The sequence below is a fragment of the Cloacibacillus evryensis DSM 19522 genome, assembly GCF_000585335.1.
GTDB lineage: Bacteria > Synergistota > Synergistia > Synergistales > Synergistaceae > Cloacibacillus > Cloacibacillus evryensis.
Window position 1 is genome coordinate 2,589,392 of the sequence record NZ_KK073872.1, and the last position, 17,142, is coordinate 2,606,533.

Sequence of the window (17,142 nt, forward strand, 5' to 3'; positions counted from 1 at the left end):
GGAAATAATTTATTAAGGGAAAGGCCCGCGCCGGAGATTTCCGCGCGGGCCTCTTTTTTGTCTTTATTGCTTCTCGATCTTCATCTTCCGCAGCTCGCGGCGCAGGATCTTGCCCGTGGGAGAGAGCGGATATTCGGCGACGAAGCCGATCTTGCGCGGCACTTTGTAGTGCGCCAGCCTCTCGCGGCAATAATCCATCAGCTCTTTCGACGATGCCTCGGCCCCCTCGTTGAGGATGATAAAGGCCTTAACAAGTTCTCCGGCGACATTGTTCTTCTCGCCGACCGCGACGGCAGCGTGCACAGCCGGATGGGCGCAGAGAGCCGCTTCGACCTCCTGCGGGTATACGTTGAAGCCGCTGACGATTATTATATCCGTCGCGCGGTCTACGATCTTGATGTAGCCGTCGTCATCTATCTGAACGACGTCTCCGGTGTTGAACCAGCCGTCATGGAAGCGTTCCTTCGTATTTTCCTCGTCGCGGAAGTAACCGGGAACGACGGACGGGCCCTTTACCCAGAGCACCCCCTCCTGATGGATGTCGAGCAGCCTCCCCTCGCGGTCGCGTATCTCTATCTCGTAATCCGGATAGGGACGTCCCACCGTGCCAAGCTTTTTTGCCGCCTCCGTGGAGTTTACTGCAACGACCGGCGAACATTCTGTCAGGCCATAGCCCTCAAGGATGCCGACGCCGAGATATTCACGGGAGCGCCCCTCCATCTGCACGTTGAGGCGGTCTCCGCCGGTGATGACGTGAGTGATGCCCTTCAGGTGCTGATCCTTCTTAGCGAGAGCCCCCAGCAGGAAAGCCATTATCGTCGGCACGGCGATGATCCTGTTTACCCCAGACTCCTCGATAGCCTTTATCGTATTGTCGACCGGCACAAAGCTCGGGACCACCGCCTGGCGCAACCCAAAAGCAAGCGGCATCATTCCCGCCAGGTTATAGCCAAATGTGTGGAAGTTCGGCAGCACGTTGAGAAATACCGCGTCGTCATCCAGCAGGCCGGGAACGTGCGCCTCTATCGGCGCGAGATTGCCGAGCATGTTCGAATGGAGGCAGGCGACCGCCTTCGGCAGTCCCGAGGTCCCGGACGTTGAGAAGATCACGGCGGTCTCCGCCGTATCCGGGCTTCCCTCTCTGCCTCGCCACACAGGCAGCGGCCCTTCAAGCGCCGAGGGGACGAGCGGTATGTCAGCGGGAAATCCCTCCGCCTTTTTATGGCCCTCTTCCGTAAGGATGACGGCGTTTACGTCGAGCATCTTTATAGTATCTATCAGGTTTACGGCCCCGGTACGCGCGTTGAGGGGCGCGACGGCTCCGCCGAGCCGCCAGCAGGCGACGGAGAGGGCAAGCGCCATCGGAGAGTTTGGCAGCAGTACGGCAAGGCGCTGTCCGACGCCAAACCCGGAAGCCCTCAGCTTCTCTTCGCAGTCGGCGACAAGCGTTTCAAAACGCCGCCAACTCCACCACCGCCCCTGCCACCAGATGCAGTCCGATTCTTCTTTTCCCTGCCAGGCCGCCCTTATAGCATCATCAAGCCGGTCTTCATTGAACTTCCTTACCATCCTCATGCCACCCTGCTACGCTTTATTAAGGAGGCGCTGATCGTATGCACCATCCGGTATCACTGCCGGCCTCGATGACCGAAAATCAAAGATTTCGGCTCTCATCTAATGATCAACGCCGCCAGAGCCGACCGTAATCCCCCGCAAGGGAGCTGTCAGCGACCCTCTTAGTATTATCACAGATTTTTCCGATATTATCCACTGCCGAGCATTGCCGCGTAAGATTTTTAGCGGGCGTTCATCATCGCGGATATGAGTCCGCCCTTTCGTCTTTCACAGGTTCGGCCGCCGCCGCTAATCCTTGCTTATCCTGACGCGCCGCTGAAATATTCCTTTGTCGTTCGCACAGAAGACTATCGCCATGGCTTTATTCAGCGGCAAGTGGCTGCGCGGGTCGATGGTCAGGGTCGCGTGCGTCAAAGCCAGATTTTTCGTGGCAAGCAGCGTGTGCCGTATCGCCTCGCCGCGAAAACCCGGCGTGCTCTGGAGAGCCGCCGCGATCCACATGACGCCGTCATAGGAGAGAATGGCGGGCATAACGTCTTCGGGCGGACAATTTTCGTTGTAAAGGCTCTTGTACTCTTTTAAAACGGAACGTATCGGCGGATCAAGCGCCGATACCTCGTTCACCCACCAACTGCCTTTGAGCGCCGCGCCCGCGTCGGCGTAGGTTTTTTCGGTGTATCCCTCACCCAGAATGGCCTCGCTGAAACCGGCGGCGCGCGCCTCCGAGATGATCTTGGCCGAGTTTTTCCCTCCGCCGGGAATTATCAGCAGGTCGGCCCCGCTCTCGGCTATCGCCCTCATCGCCGCCGAGTGGCCGCCGTCGCGCTTGCCGTTGTATGAGAGTTCCGCGACGACCTTAGAGCCAAAACCCACAGCCCACTTGCGCGCGGAAAGGTAGGTCTCCTCAGGGAGCCTGCCTGACGAGTCATAGTAAAGGGCGATCTGTTTTTTATGCAGCGCCTGCGCGGCAAAATAGGAGAGGACTTTGCCGCGCGCCTTAGCGTCGTTCACGAGGCTGAAGGTGTAGAGGTACGGCAGCGTGCCGTCCAGCAGGTCCTCTTCGCTCGGCGGTTCCGGCGACGTAATGACGAGCGGCGCCTCGACGCTTTCGGCAAGCCGCGCCAGGTCCGGGATATTCCCATTGTTGGCGCCAAGCATCATCACGAGGAAGCTCTTGTCCTTCATCGCGTTTCGGACCGCGGCCACGGCCTTCGCCGGGTCCTTTGGCAGGTCGAAGCCGATCACCTTAATCTTATATTCTCCCCGCAGCGGTCCCTGCATGTTTATGCGTTCCACCGCAAGCTGCGCCGCGCGAAGCTGCACATGCGAAAGCCGCGCCTCCGGCCCGGACATGGGGGCAAAAAAGGCGATGCGCAACTCGTCGCCGACAGGGGTACGCTGGCTGCCGATCTGAAAAAAGAGGACGCCCAGCACCAGAAGCGACGCGATCAGGATAATGCCGTTGTAGAGGGATTTTGTGCGTATTCTCGTAGTTCGCGGCCTGTTTGAGATGCCGCCGGATATCCGCCGCAGATTGCCCGGCGTCGCGACAAAGCTATCCTCCGCGGAGTTTTCTTTAGTGAACCTATCGGCGACCGCGCCGTTTATCAGCGCCGTTACATCCCGCGACTGCGCGGCGGTGAAGCCAAGCTGCTGACATAAACGTTCTTCCTGTTCCTTGTCCAGAACGGCAGTCGCCGACGCGGCGCGCCAGCCGCCTTTGAGAAGGTACCGAAGGGCGAATGTCAGGTGAAAGGCCTCCTCGGCTTCCCGCGCGCAGCGGTCTTCAAGAAATTGAGACAACCTGTCAGGGTCTTCCAGAATATTTATTCCATAACTGTCTATCAAATCGGACAATACATCCCGAATATTTTCGGACATCGTTCCACTCCTCATCTTAATATCGATAGTATACAGCATAGGAGTTCATAAATGAATCGGGGCAGAACCATCAAGCCCTCAATTAACGAACGGAGCGGCCAGCCCTGCCGTCCGGCTGCGCCGGCGCAGCCGGCGAACTTCACGCGCCGCCCTGATATATGAATTTCATAATTTGTAAAAACCCTCTCCAGGTGATAATGTATAGCGGAAACGAGGTGAAACAATATGCATAAACATATCCCGGTCTTCCTGCTCTTTTTTTCTCTGCTCGGCGCCTCTTTTTTCATCGCCGCCCTGGGTTGGCGCGTCGACTCGCTGCTCCTCACCGACGACGAACGCAACGTGCTTTTTTCTGTGCCCGTGGCTTTCGGACACCACCTTACGACGACATATATCCACTCGGTGGAGCTGACCCCTGTCGAAGACGAATATATTGTGATCGGCGGCAAGATATGGACATGGCAGGAGCGCGTAAAATCATCGAACGCGGGGATGCCCTGCCTTAAACCCGACAACGGACGCTATATAAAAACGGCCGAATGGATGATATTCCAGGGCGGCCGCCAGTCATGGGACCGCTATTATCTCCGCGTCGGCAACGATACCTTCGGCCGCAACAAGATGACGCTGCCGCCATTCGGCACGGCATGCCTGTTCAAAGCATTTCCGGGGAAACGACTGACTGTCGCCGTTAAGAACGGCCCGCTGATGTTCGCAAAACTTTACAGGACGGAGGCCCTCTACGAACGGCTCCCCCAGCAGAGGCTCTTTTCAGCCTACAGGTAGAGGTTTATAAGAAACAGTACGACGCCGCTGTATGAGAGGAAAAGATAAGGGGACGACTTCCAGCCGTGAGGCAGCCGCTTTTTCATATTCAGGTAGGCCGCACGTATGGGCGGGATGACGGCCGTCTGCACGACCAAGACCTTAAACCAAAAAAAGGCGAAGTCTGCGGCGTACATCGGGACGCCGGCAAGCTTCAGCGTCAGGCCGATGTTCATCGGGATGAATATCGCCGTTATTATCGCCGGACACAGAGTCGAACGCACGGCGTCATATACCTCGAGCAGCGAGGTGTATTCCGTAAGCCCGATATCCCTGACCTTGCGGCAGGGAGAGACGACCGCGAGAGAAAAGAAAAAGAACGCCATACCAAGATGTCCCCATACGTTTGTGACGCTGGACAGCGGCATCGCGGCATAGGTGCTGAGGCTGAAGATGCTCCCAGGCACCCCAATATTTATCACGAACCAGGCAAGCGTGATGAGGACGAGCAGCAGCGCCATCGTGAATTTGAACAGTACGTTTATAAGGTTGCGGTCGATGGAAAGATACATTCTTTTTGAATATTGCTTGAGCCCTCTGATATAGAAATTCTGCGCCAGGACAAGCAGCGCCACAACGATCAGAAAACCGCCCTCCGCCGATATAAACTGCGGCAGCGAGCCCATCGGGATGAAAAAGTAGACGGCGATGAGAAAGAGACATGAAAGATACAGTGAGCGCGGGGGCCTCTTTTTTACGGGGAGCATCTTCCCCCCGATAAAACGTTTGAAGGGGGAAAATACAGATTCCCTCTTATCTCCCCGGATATTGAAGATCACATTTTCTATACCCATGAATAAAAGCGCTATGCTGATGATGAGGTAGATAAAAGCCGCCGCGGAAAACGGCATAACGATAAGGTCTATCAAAATACCAACTCGCCCCGTGATTTAGATTTTTATTGATACCTTAGACAAAAATATCATAACTCCGTAATATTATACAATAAAATCGCCGGTAATTTTGCCCGTATCCCCCTGAATTTCCAAATAATCAACAATAAAGAAATTTCATTTATAATGAATCCTCAGCTTTTTTGCCGGTTGTAATTATACTATCGCGTATAAATGATAAAAATCATTGATAATGCGTAAATTCATCAAAAAACATAACAAAAAGGAGCCGCCAGAACGACGGCTCCCGCAGATATTTTCAAAGTCTCAAAACTACTTGATGAGCCCCTTCTCCTTGTAGAACTTCTCCGCACCGGGGTGCAGCGGCGCTGTGAGTCCGTCGAGCGCGCCCTTAAGGGTGATCTCTTTGCCCTTCGCGTGAACGGCGGCGATATCCTTAAGGTTATCGAACATACCGGTCAGGAACGCATAGATCTGGTCAGCGGGTACTGAATCGTTGGTGATGAGGATCGCCATAACGGCAGGGGTCTTCGTGTCTGTGTCGATTCCCTTATAGGTCTTCGCAGGGATCGTGCTGGCGACAAAGAAGGGATACGCCTTGTGCAGCTTCGCGAGGAAAGCGTCGTCAAAGCTCATGAGGTCGACATCCTTCGTTGTCGTAAGGTCCATGATCGAGGCTGTCGGGAAGCCGGCAACGACGAATCCGGCGTCGATCTGGTTGTCCTTGAAACGGCTCGTTACCGCGGCGAAGTCGAGGAAGTCGGCTTTCTTAAGGTCCTTGTAGGTAAGTCCGGCCAGCTTGAAGATAGCCTGAACGTCGCCCTCAACGCCTGATCCGGGAGCGCCAACGCCTACGCGCTTGCCCTTAAGGTCAGCGATGTTCTTGATTCCAGCACCTTTCGCGACGACGACCTGGACGTGCTCGGGATAGAGCGAAGCTACCGTACGGATGTTCTTAAGGGGCTTGCCCTGGAACATGAGTTCGCCATTGTAGGCCCAGTAGGTGATGTCGTTCTGTACGAACGCGATCTCGATACCCTTTGTCGCGATAAGGTTCGCATTCGCTACGGAGGCGTTGCCGGTCTCAGCCGTGCACTGGATCTTTCCGCCCTTCGTTACCGCGGCCGCGAGAGCTCCGCCCACCGCGTAATAGGTGCCGGACGTGCCGCCTGTCGCTACCGACATGTACGTCGGAGCCGCGGTGGCTACTGTTGTGAGGGAAAGTGCTGCAAGAAGTGCTACAACTGTTACGATGATGCCTTTCTTCATTTTGTTTCCTCCCCGAATTTTGTTTTTGAAACATGGGCTCTTTAACCTCAAGCCCGCTCTACGCCTCTTATAATACTCTTTTTTGCCCAAATACTCAATGCACAATTTCGCTCAAAGCGGCTTATCACTGATATATTACGCAGCGGCATTCGCCGCCAGCTTCTTCGCTTTGGCCACCTGCACCGCATAGATGACGACGAGCACGGCAAGTCCGGCGAGGTCGGAGGCAGTCCCCGGTATGAGCAGCCCCAGGGCTCCGGCGAAGGCAAGTATCCTCATATACCACGCCATTGGCGCTTTAAAGAATCCTATCGTGAACATCGCGAGCAGGAATACGCCGATCAGCGCCGTGCAGATCGCCTGGACCATCTCCAAAGGCACGACGTCGATAAATAGCAGCATCGGGCTATAGACGTAAATATATGGGACGAGGAATCCCGCCAGCGCGAGTTTAAAAGCCGTCATCCCCGTCTTCATCGGATCTGACCCCGCGATGCCGGAACCCGCGTAAGCCGCGAGCGCGACTGGCGGCGTCAGGTCAGCCGCGATGCCGAAGTAGAAGACAAACATATAGGCCGCCTTAGCGGGAACGCCGAGCTGGAAGAGCGCCGGAGCCGCCATCGTACTGGTGACGATGAAGTTTGCCGTCGTCGGCAATCCCGTTCCGAGAAGGATGCTCGCGCACATCGTAAAGACGAGGGTCAGTATCTTGCTGCCGCCCGCGGCTGACACTATCGCGCCGGCGATGCGCAGGGCAAGTCCCGTAAGCGTTCCCATACCGACGACCATACCGACCGTGGCGCAGGCGCAGGCCACGCCGATCGCTCCGCGCGCGCCGCTCTGGAAGGCTTCAAAAATCCGTGCCGGGGTCAGGCGCGTCTCCTTATTGAGCCAGGAGAGCACGAAGCTGACGAGGATGCCGTTGAAAGCCGCCATAAGCGGCGTGTAGCCGGCGAGCAGGAAGTAGATGATCGCGATAAGCGGGATGAGCAGGAAGCCCTTCGACCTGAGCAGCGGCCAGATAGGCGGCAGCTGCGCCCAGGGGATTCCCTTGAGTCCGAGACGGCAGGCCTCAAAGTGTACCTGCACCATGACGGCGAAGTAGTAAAGAAGGGCGGGGACGACGGCGGCGATCGCCACCTCGATGTACGGCACGCCGAGGAACTGCGCCATGATGAAGGCTCCCGCTCCCATGACCGGCGGCATTATCTGCCCGCCAGTGGAGGCGACGGCCTCGACCGCGCCCGCGAAATGAGGTTCATAGCCGACGCTCTTCATGAGCGGGATCGTGAACATACCCGTCGTGCAGACGTTGGCGACCGAGGAACCGGATACCGTGCCCATCAGGCCGGAACTCACGATGGCTACCTTCGCGGGACCGCCTGTCGACCACCCTGCGAGGGCCATCGAGAGGTCGATGATGAAGCGTCCGAGCCCCGTCTTCTCAAGCACCGAGCCAAAGAGGATGAACATGAAGACGAAGGTCGACGACACCTCGAGAGGCGTTCCGAAGATACCTTCCGTCCCGAGATACATATGGTTTACGATACGCGCGACGGAGAATCCCCTGTGCGCGAGCATCTGCGGCATATACCTTCCAAAGTAGCAGTAAAGCAAAGCCACGACCGCCAGACATGGCAGGACGGGGTTAGATATTCGCCGCGTGGCCTCAAGCAGCGTAGCGATCAGGACGAACCCCATTACAAGATCGACGGTCGTCGGCAGTCCGGCCCTGGTCACAAGGTCGTTAAAGAAGACAACCAGATACATCGCGCTGGCGACGCCAAGTCCAGCAAGAATAAAATCATAGAAGGGGATGCCGCTCGTCTTCGACTGTTTCGACGAGGCCGGATAAAGAAGAAATACCAGCGCCAGCGTGAAAGCCAGATGGACCGCGCCCTGTTTCTGTGCCAGCAGCAGCCCGAACCCCGAAGTGTAGAAGTGGAAGCAGGACATTGCCACGGCGAGCAGAGCCACCATCTTGCCCTGCCAGCCGGTAAGCGCCCTGAAACGCGCCTCCGTGTCGTACTTGCGCATCAGATCGTCAAGGTCGATCTGCGCGTTTTCCTCCACCTGATCAATTACCTTTGCTTCTGTTTCGCTCACAAAAAATTCCTCCTCCGTGGAGAGTTTGAGACATAAAAAATAATTTCACGGGAACGGGGGGTTTTCACACACCCCACAATAAAATAAATTCCTGATTGCTCAAGATTCCATACTTTTTTATGCAAAACGCTGTCGTTCCGGTAAATTATCAAAAGTCTCGTTAATTATTATATACTTCTATCAAGCAAGTATCAACTGTCAGCTCCTTAAAATACAGCCATGCGGACGTGTTTACAGTTATGCATATAAATGGAACAAGGTTTTCGTATCACAATTACAAGCGCTCTAAAGAATATGATACACCGCCGGCAAACCGCCGCGGCATTATCAGTATGGAGATAAAAGAATTCGGCAGAAGGTTAAGAAAATACAGGGGAAAAATCCCCCAAGAAAAACTTAGCGAGCTGTTGGGATGCGGCCAGACCTATATCAGCAGTTTGGAAAAGAGGATATCTGTTCTCGATATGGAACTTGATTCGCTGTCATCATTTTTCCGCGATCGTGTAAAGTATGAAATCGAGGACGCGAAAGATTCGACTCTGAAACGCGTGCAGGAAGATATCGAGGAACTGTGTCTTTTTCTAAAAAAATATCGGAGAGACGCTACGTAAAATATATCTGCGTAAAAAGCGGGCTTCTTTTCAGAAAGCCCGCTTTTTTATGCCGGTATTAAGGGGCGTTATGCCGCCGCGTTTGCCGACAGTTTTTCCTGACTTTGTCAAAAAAATGGGTAAAAAAGAGAGCCCGCCCCGCTAATACCAAGAGTTAAGCTCTCTTTATCAAGTGTAAATCAGCGTGGTGTACAGATTACCGAATAATTTTATGATGAAGCGCTTTTTCCAGTTCTACCCTCATACTGTATGTATGAAGCGGTTCCATACCAAGCATGCCCGATATCTGCTCATATAACTCGCCTGTCTCGTTCTTTATGTATATCGTCTTCGACTGTACCGTTATCGCCGTAACGTTAGCCTCGCGTATAGCCTCATGGATCATCTGCGTCCCAGCTTGGATACCGGCACGTTTCAGTTTCAGTTCAAGCAGCCTCTGAAGCACAAATGCCAGATAACAGGAAACAAAATGGCCTTGTATTCTCCGAGGGGTCCAGACGAAACAGGGACGAACCTCTAAATCGGTCTTCATCACGCGGAAGCTCTCTTCTATCTTCCAAAGCCTGTGATGAATAGCCGTAACAGCTTCTGCAGAAAGATTTATGTCACTGCTTATAATCCCATAATAACCGTCAAATATACTCTGAGACGCTATCTTTTCTTCATCAAGCCGGAGAGTTCCTCCTCCAATATCCGCCACTACAAAGCTCTTGCCTCCCTTTTTAAGCTCAGCTTTAAACTGAGCAGGATTACCTACAAGCTTCACCGCCTTCTTCACAAGCCTCTCCCTGTCACGGCGGTCCTTTTCCGCTCTCCTGGCGGAGTAACTTATCACAAGGCTGTCACTTAAAACCACTTTTTTCTTATCTTCCGTTATCACCTGAATATGAGGCATCGCCTTATAGCGATATGAAAGTTCGCCGTCTTCACCGGCAACGCTGCAGTAACCCTCATCTGACAAAATGGCTTCCTTCACATCTGACGGCGCGGAACGGACCTTAAACGCAAGGATATACTCAAAACCCAACTTCTTTATCATCGACAAATTACTCTTGGAATTTAACCCGCGGTCCGCTACCACAATGACCTTCTTTATCTTATATGAACTCTTCAACTTCTTAAGAGCTGATGCAAGCGTCTTAAACTCGGACGTATTGCCAGGGTACAAATCATAGCCGAGCGGAATGCCGTCTCCGTCAATCAAAAGGCCCATCACCACCTGGACCTCGTTTACACGGTGATCCTTTGAAAAACCAAAACCCTTAAAACCATCTGCGGCGACACTCTCGAAATAATATGTGGTCACATCATAAAAAGCGACCGAAACCTCCTCGTCACGACCATGAAAAAGACGTTTGAAAAGATGAGACTCCAACCTCTCCTTATAATCCGCCAAAAGATCCAAAGACTTATACATATCACACTCGCGGACATCTGAAAAACCATACAGATAATCACCCCGTCTGCGAAAAGTCGCCGCTTTGGAACATGGCTCCATATTCCTCAGAGCCGCCAACAAAAAAGCCGTACGCGGCAAATGAACGGGCGAACCGGCGGAATCGGAAATACGACGCAAAACATCATCCAGGCGCAGCTCATCCCAAAGCGCACGATAACAGAAAATGCCATAATTCAGAACTGGCATCCCAGCAAAAGAAACCTTAGCTGGCTCCTTCTTGACGAACTCCGCCAAAAGTTCATCAACACCGCGTACGGGGACGGCGTTGGTATCCTTCAGTTCCGCCTCAAGCTTGAGCAGCGCGTCGGGATCTGCCTTGAGTAAATCATCCAAACGTCCAAACGACCTTACAATACGGTTTCTTGACTGTTTAGAGACAGGATCCCTGTAACTCTCCATGAAATACACATAATCGCCGCAGCGCGCATGTTTAATATAAAGCCTCATGAGGACACCCCCCTGTGAGGTATTATATCACAACAAAACAAAATACGCCACTAATACACCACATAATTTGCGCAGAAAATATCGGCATGGATCCGGTAGTTCCATGCCTTTTTGATGACTTTTTTGCGGCTTTTTTGACAAAGTCGGGAGACCTATATCAGCAGTTTGGAAAAGAGGATATCTGTTCTCGATATGGAACTTGATTCGCTGTCATCATTTTTCCGCGATCGTGTAAAGTATGAAATCGAGGACGCGAAAGATTCGACTCTGAAACGCGTGCAGGAAGATATCGAGGAACTGTGTCTTTTTCTAAAAAAATATCGGAGAGACGCTACGTAAAATATATCTGCGTAAAAAGCGGGCTTCTTTTCAGAAAGCCCGCTTTTTTATGCCGGTATTAAGGGGCGTTATGCCGCCGCGTTTGCCGACAGTTTTTTCTCTTTAGCCTTCTGGACAAAGTAGATCAGCGCGAGAATCGCCAGCCCGCAAAGGTCGGAGATCGTGCCGGGGATCATGAGTCCGAGGGCTCCGGCGAAGGCAAGTATCCTCATATACCAGGCCAGCTGCGCCTTGAAGTACCCCACCGTAAACATCGCGAGCAGGAATACGCCGATCAGCGCCGTGCAGATCGCCTGGACCATCTCCAAGGGCACCGCGTCGATGAAGAGCAGCATCGGATTGTAGACGTAAATGTATGGCACGAGGAAGCCGGCAAGAGCCAGCTTGAAGGCCGTACAGCCCGTCTTCATCGGGTCCGCGCCCGCGATGCCGGCGCCGGCGTAGGCCGCGAGCGCGACGGGCGGCGTCAGGTCGGCCGCGATGCCGAAGTAGAAGACGAACATGTAGGCCGCCATCGGCGGAACGCCGAGCTGGAAGAGCGCCGGAGCCGCCATCGTGCTGGTGACGATGAAGTTTGCCGTCGTCGGAAGCCCGGTTCCCAGTACGATGCTTGCGCACATCGTGAAGATGAGCGTCAGTATCTTGCTGCCGCCGGCCGCCGCGACGATCGCTCCGGCGATGCGCAGGGCGAGGCCCGTAAGCGTACCCATACCGACGACCATGCCGACCGTGGCGCAGGCGCAGGCCACGCCGATCGCTCCGCGTGCGCCCGCTTCAAATGCCTGGAATATCCTGTCGGGCGTCAGTCGCGTATCTTTGTTGAGCCAGGAGAGCACGAAGCTGACGAGGATGCCGTTGAAGGCCGCCTTGAGCGGCGTGTAGCCGGCGAGCAGGAAGTAGATGATCGCGATAAGCGGGATGAGCAGGAATCCCTTCGACTTCATCAGCGGGAGGAGCGGGGGCAGCTGTGACCAGGGAATGCCCTTGAGTCCGAGACGGCTGGCCTCAAAGTGCACCTGCACCATGACCGCGAAGTAGTAAAGAAGGGCGGGGACGACGGCGGCGATCGCCACCTCGATGTACGGCACGCCGAGGAACTGCGCCATGATGAAGGCGCCCGCTCCCATGACCGGCGGCATTATCTGCCCGCCAGTGGAGGCGACGGCCTCGACCGCGCCCGCGAAGTAGGGCTGATAACCTACGCTCTTCATGAGCGGGATCGTGAACATACCCGTCGTGCAGACGTTGGCGACCGATGAGCCGGATACCGTTCCCATCAGGCCGGAGCTGACTACCGCGACTTTCGCGGGGCCGCCTGTCGACCAGCCGGCAAGAGCCATCGAGAGGTCGATGATGAACCGTCCGAGCCCAGTCTTCTCAAGCACCGCTCCGAAGAGGATGAACATGTAGACGAAGGTCGAGGATACTTCGAGAGGCGTGCCGAAGATGCCTTCCGTTCCGAGGTACATGTGGTTTATGATGCGCGGAATGGAAAAGCCCCTGTGCGCAAGCATCTCCGGAAGGTATCTTCCGAAGTAGCAGTAGAGCAGCGCGGCTACGGCGAGGCAGGGCAGGACGGGGTTAGATATTCGCCGCGTCGCCTCAAGCAGCGTAGCGATGAGGATGAACCCCATGACGAGGTCCGCCGTCGTCGGCAGCCCGGCTCTGGTCACCAGGTCGTTGAAGAAAAAGACCAGATACAGCGCGCTGGCGACACCGAGCCCCGCGAGGATGAAATCGTAGAAGGGGATGCCGCTGGTCTTAGATTGTTTCGACGTGGCCGGGTAAAGAAGAAAGACCAGCGCCAGCGTGAAGGCCAGATGGACCGCGCCCTGCATCTGGGCGAGCAGCAGCCCAAATCCCGAAGTATAGAAGTGGAAACAGGACATGGCGACGGCAAGCAGCGCCACCATCTTGCCCTGCCAGCCGGCAAGTATTCTAAAACGCGATTCCGTATCATATTTGCGCATAAGATCGTCAAGATCGATCCTCGCGCTCTCTTCCATTGCTGCCGCGGTTTTTACCTCTGTTTCGTTCACAGTAACTCCTCCTTTATAGTGGAGACTTTAAAGGTACAGTATTTAGATACATTCGCGCGGGCCGGGGGCCGTGGATTATATACCTCTGCCTGGGGCGGAAAAGCGGACTACTCCGTCTGTTTGTTTTTGCCAGTCTTACGAAAAAGCAAACATAGGAATAAAAATCCGATCCCGCCGGCAGTACCACAACAGCAAGCCGCGCTGCAACAGATGCGGGGCGCCGTAAAAATTAAGTTTTGTTCCCGCCGCGTCCTTGGGGACCCGGCAAGCGCGTGGCTATGTCAGTACGTCAGCGCGCGGAGATCGCTCACTACAGGCAAGAGCTCCCCGCTCCGCAGATTTCGACCGATTTGGAGGCCCCTATGCGGTCCGCTCCCGCCATGATGAGGCGCGCGGCAAAATCCGCGTCGCGGATGCCGCCGGCAGCCTTGACCTTCATGGCCGTTCCCACCGTTTCCCTCATCAACCTGACGTCTTCCTCGGTCGCCCCCGCCGTTGAGAAGCCGGTGGAGGTTTTTACGAAGTGCGCGCCAGCCGCCATCGCGGCATGACAGGCGCGTATTTTCTCCTCTTTCGTGAGGAGGCATGTCTCGATTATCACCTTTACGATACATCCGGGGGCGGCGTCGACGACGGCCCTTATATCTTTGGCGGCCTCTTCGTCGGTGCCGTCCTTTATGAACCCTATATTGATCACCATATCGATCTCCGACGCGCCGTCTTCCGCGGCTTTTTTCGCCTCAAATGCCTTGGCGGCGCTGGACGCCGCTCCCAGCGGGAAACCGACGACGGCGCAGACTGCCACGCTTGAACCCTTAAGGAGTTCCGCCGCAAGAGCCGCGCGCGAAGAATTTACGCACACGGAGGCGAAACCGCATCTGAGAGCTTCCTCGCAGAGCTTTTTTATATCTTCGGCTGCGGCCTCTGGTTTAAGATTCGTATGGTCGATATAGGGTGCCAGATTCATATATTATTTCTCCTTTTCCTTGCCGGTCAGTTCGGCGATCCGCTGTTTCAGGACCTCGTCAAATATCGCGAGACCGGGTATCGAGCTCGATTTCGGATATCTGTGAGTCAGCTTATAATATACGATATCAGGCGGAGAATCGTAAATTTTCTGGAATACCGCCTTCGGGGATTCCTTCCTGAACTGCTCCGCGGCAGATTCAGGGATCATGCACCACTGTCCTGGATGTTTCATCAGGGACGTTACGAGGTTGACCGAATCAAGTTTTACCTTGAAGGATTTCAGCGGGTCCCAGATATGGTCATGCCATAACCGGTATCCGCCGCTCCATTCAATGTAGAACTCCCCGTCCTGCTTCAGTTCCGCGGGTTTTATGAATTCTCCGGGGATCTCGCCGGGATAGGGAATGCGCGCCGTGACAAAACCCTCTCTGTAAAAAGGTTCTATCTGGACATAGCGCGTATTTTCCTCGTGTAAGGTGATCGCGACGTCTAGAGCGCGGCTTTCCACCGCCTGGTACATCTGATCGGAGGGGTCGGTCATGATGCGCAGGTATACGGGCGGCTCGTGCTCCAGCAGTATGTTGTATATCTCAGGAAGCAGGCGGCAGTTGACACTCTCTGAGCCTCCTATGGTGAGAGAATAGGCCGAACCGGGACTGCGTGCGTTTCCGATCTCTCTGCTGACTTCCTGCCATTTGAGCGCGAGCGGAAGAAAGCCCTCGCCGGACGGCGTCAGCCGGATCGATTTCATGCCCTTCTGGCGGTCGACTAGGATCATGCCCATTTCACTCTCGAGTTCGCTGAGGTTATAACTTATCGTCGACTGTGTGACATTGAGAAGCTCAGCCGCTTTCCCGAGGGTACGCGACATGGCGACGGCAAGAAAGGTCTCTATTCCCTTTTCGTGCATTCTCATCACCTCCTTAAAGTATTTTATTCTATTTCTATCTTTTTATCAGCCTATTTCAACAGGGTGAGCATCGCTCCCGCGGCAACCGCCGTGCCGATGACGCCGGCGACGTTAGGTCCCATGGCGTGCATCAGAACATACTGGCCGGGGAACTCCTTTGATACTACCTTCTGGCAGACACGCGCCGCCATCGGGACCGCCGACACTCCGGCAGCGCCGATAATGGGATTGATCTTGCCGCCCGAGAGGACCTTCATGAGCTGGCCGAAGACGACTCCGCCAGCCGTGCTGAATATGAAAGCTATGAGCCCCAGGCAGATTATCTTGATCGTCGCGAGCGTAAGGAAGGTCTCGGCGTTCATCGTCGCGCCGACGGAGATGCCGAGGAATATCGTCGTGGCGTTGAGCACTTCGTTCTGCGCGGCGAGCGATAGGCGCTCGGTGCAGCCGCATTCACGCATGAGGTTCCCGAACATCAGCATTCCGATGAGCGGGACGGCGGCCGGAAGCACGAGTCCGCAGGCCAGCGTCGATATGATCGGGAAGAGGATGCGTTCGGTACGGGAGACCGGGCGAAGCTGTTCCATCTTTATCGAGCGGTCGGCCTTGGTCGTCAGCAGTTTGATGACTGGCGGCTGGATCAGCGGAACGAGCGACATATAGCTATAGGCCGCCACCGCCACCGCCGGCAGGATCGCGGGGGCCAGCTTCGCACAGAGATAGATCGCGGTCGGACCGTCAGCTCCGCCGATGATGCCGATGCCGGCGGCCTCCTGGATCGTGAAGCCCATCAGCATCGCGCCGATGACGGCTACGAAAACGCCAAGCTGGGCGGCGGCCCCGAGCAGGAATGTCACGGGGTTCGCAAGCAGCGGGCCGAAGTCCGTCAGCGCTCCGATGCCCATAAATATTATGATCGGATAGAGTTCATGGTTGATCCCGAACATAACATAGTAAAGAAAGCCTCCCTCGTCTATGATCCCGGAAAGCGGGAGGTTCACCAGCAGGCAGCCGAAGGCTATCGGCATCAGGAGCAGCGGCTCAAAGTCCTTCCCTATTGCAAGATAGAGCAGGATAAACGAGATGAACAGCATCAGAAGGTTGCCGGTCGTGAGAGCGATAAACCCGGACTGATCAACAACGCCTTTAAGAGCGGTCATGTAAAGTTCCATTGTTATTTACCCTCCGGAGCCTTTTTGTCGAGCATAGCGGCAACTTTGCCGGTAACTGTCATTACCAGCATAAGCCCGATTATCACGAGAAAAACAATACTCATCGAGATGAAGGACATAATAAGCGCCCCCATAGGCCCAACAAAATAGGAACTGAGTGAAGCCGTAACAGGCATATCAATTGCCTCCTAATATTTTGATGTGGAATGCGTTTCCACTACACAGAATAAATATTGAACAGCACTATCAGTATATAAAAATATGAGGTGGGTATTTCTCCGGGGGTTTTATTCTCGTTTTTGGACAGTTTTAGGATCGCTGATGCCGCAGTAATGGGCATTAGCCATATAGACGTCTGCAAACAGGCAGGCGGCGGAGACCGGTCCCGTTCCAATTTCCGTCAGGACGGGAAGGCTGACGCGGAGCGTATCGAACGAACTGTCGTCACGTATCCGCAGGCTCTTTTCCACCGTGACCGGAACCGAATTCACAGGCACGCAGATGGTGCCGAAGGGGATATCGGTATTGGCTGAAAGGTGCGCGATATCGGAATCGGCCTTTGCATACCCAGGCGAGACGAAGGAAAGCGGAGAACCCGCCACGAAGAGCATGGCGATGAGTACGAACAGAGCAAGCGCCGTCTTTTCTTTAGACTGTGTAGAAGCGATCGTCATCCACCATGCACT

The 17,142-nt window shown here is 54.7% G+C and carries 14 protein-coding genes; 2 read left to right on the forward strand and 12 right to left on the reverse strand.

Annotated elements, in window-relative coordinates; all coding sequences use genetic code 11:
* Positions 1 to 63: 63 nt before the first annotated feature.
* Both CLOEV_RS11610 and CLOEV_RS11615 read right to left on the reverse strand, forming a co-directional pair.
* Complete coding sequence (locus tag CLOEV_RS11610; protein ID WP_034443892.1) at positions 64 to 1,569, reverse strand: AMP-binding protein; 1,506 nt, start codon at positions 1,567 to 1,569, stop codon at positions 64 to 66.
* Positions 1,570 to 1,863: 294 nt separating this feature from the next.
* Entirely contained in the window at positions 1,864 to 3,423 is a 1,560-nt protein-coding gene (locus CLOEV_RS11615) for an ABC transporter substrate-binding protein (RefSeq protein WP_169732227.1), read from the reverse strand.
* Positions 3,424 to 3,681: 258 nt separating this feature from the next.
* Here CLOEV_RS11615 and CLOEV_RS11620 point away from each other — a divergent pair, with 258 nt between their 5' ends.
* Positions 3,682 to 4,242: a DUF1850 domain-containing protein gene (locus CLOEV_RS11620; RefSeq protein ID WP_034443897.1), complete on the forward strand. Its 561-nt coding sequence runs from the start codon at positions 3,682 to 3,684 to the stop codon at positions 4,240 to 4,242.
* Here the strand turns inward: CLOEV_RS11620 and CLOEV_RS11625 are convergent.
* The 3 genes from CLOEV_RS11625 to CLOEV_RS11635 all read right to left on the reverse strand — a co-directional run bounded on the left by CLOEV_RS11625 (position 4,233) and on the right by CLOEV_RS11635 (position 8,510).
* Positions 4,233 to 5,150, reverse strand: a complete 918-nt coding sequence (locus tag CLOEV_RS11625) for a hypothetical protein (RefSeq protein ID WP_034443899.1) — start codon at positions 5,148 to 5,150, stop codon at positions 4,233 to 4,235. The genes CLOEV_RS11620 and CLOEV_RS11625 overlap by 10 nt on opposite strands.
* A 297-nt stretch (positions 5,151 to 5,447) precedes the next feature.
* Complete coding sequence (locus tag CLOEV_RS11630) at positions 5,448 to 6,404, reverse strand: TAXI family TRAP transporter solute-binding subunit (protein WP_008713105.1); 957 nt, start codon at positions 6,402 to 6,404, stop codon at positions 5,448 to 5,450.
* Positions 6,405 to 6,539: 135 nt separating this feature from the next.
* Positions 6,540 to 8,510: a TRAP transporter permease gene (locus CLOEV_RS11635; protein ID WP_008713106.1), complete on the reverse strand. Its 1,971-nt coding sequence runs from the start codon at positions 8,508 to 8,510 to the stop codon at positions 6,540 to 6,542.
* 332 nt (positions 8,511 to 8,842) lie between these two features.
* On the opposite strand from CLOEV_RS11635, the gene CLOEV_RS11640 reads away from it, so the two are divergent.
* Positions 8,843 to 9,121 carry a hypothetical protein gene (locus CLOEV_RS11640; RefSeq protein ID WP_156938410.1) on the forward strand — a complete coding sequence of 93 codons (279 nt, stop codon included), beginning with the start codon at positions 8,843 to 8,845 and terminating at the stop codon, positions 9,119 to 9,121.
* 196 nt (positions 9,122 to 9,317) lie between these two features.
* Here the strand turns inward: CLOEV_RS11640 and CLOEV_RS11645 are convergent, their stop codons facing one another.
* From CLOEV_RS11645 to CLOEV_RS11670, 7 genes are all read right to left on the reverse strand, one after another.
* Positions 9,318 to 11,027: an IS1634 family transposase gene (locus tag CLOEV_RS11645; RefSeq protein WP_051485057.1), complete on the reverse strand. Its 1,710-nt coding sequence runs from the start codon at positions 11,025 to 11,027 to the stop codon at positions 9,318 to 9,320.
* Between the two features lie 407 nt (positions 11,028 to 11,434).
* Positions 11,435 to 13,405 (reverse strand): TRAP transporter permease, encoded by a 1,971-nt coding sequence (locus CLOEV_RS11650; RefSeq protein WP_008713111.1) that lies wholly within the window; start codon positions 13,403 to 13,405, stop codon positions 11,435 to 11,437.
* 310 nt (positions 13,406 to 13,715) lie between these two features.
* The gene (gene deoC, locus CLOEV_RS11655; RefSeq protein ID WP_008713112.1) at positions 13,716 to 14,372 is read right to left on the reverse strand and encodes a deoxyribose-phosphate aldolase; all 657 of its coding nucleotides are present in this window, start codon (positions 14,370 to 14,372) and stop codon (positions 13,716 to 13,718) included.
* A gap of 3 nt (positions 14,373 to 14,375) precedes the next feature.
* The gene (locus tag CLOEV_RS11660) at positions 14,376 to 15,284 is read right to left on the reverse strand and encodes a LysR family transcriptional regulator (RefSeq protein ID WP_008713114.1); all 909 of its coding nucleotides are present in this window, start codon (positions 15,282 to 15,284) and stop codon (positions 14,376 to 14,378) included.
* A gap of 50 nt (positions 15,285 to 15,334) precedes the next feature.
* Positions 15,335 to 16,456, reverse strand: a complete 1,122-nt coding sequence (locus tag CLOEV_RS11665) for a sodium ion-translocating decarboxylase subunit beta (RefSeq protein WP_034443903.1) — start codon at positions 16,454 to 16,456, stop codon at positions 15,335 to 15,337.
* Between the two features lie 2 nt (positions 16,457 to 16,458).
* Positions 16,459 to 16,632, reverse strand: coding sequence for an OadG family protein (locus CLOEV_RS16565; protein ID WP_008713117.1), 174 nt, complete (start codon positions 16,630 to 16,632; stop codon positions 16,459 to 16,461).
* Between the two features lie 111 nt (positions 16,633 to 16,743).
* Positions 16,744 to 17,130 carry a hypothetical protein gene (locus CLOEV_RS11670; protein WP_008713119.1) on the reverse strand — a complete coding sequence of 129 codons (387 nt, stop codon included), beginning with the start codon at positions 17,128 to 17,130 and terminating at the stop codon, positions 16,744 to 16,746.
* Between the last annotated feature and the right edge of the window lie 12 nt (positions 17,131 to 17,142).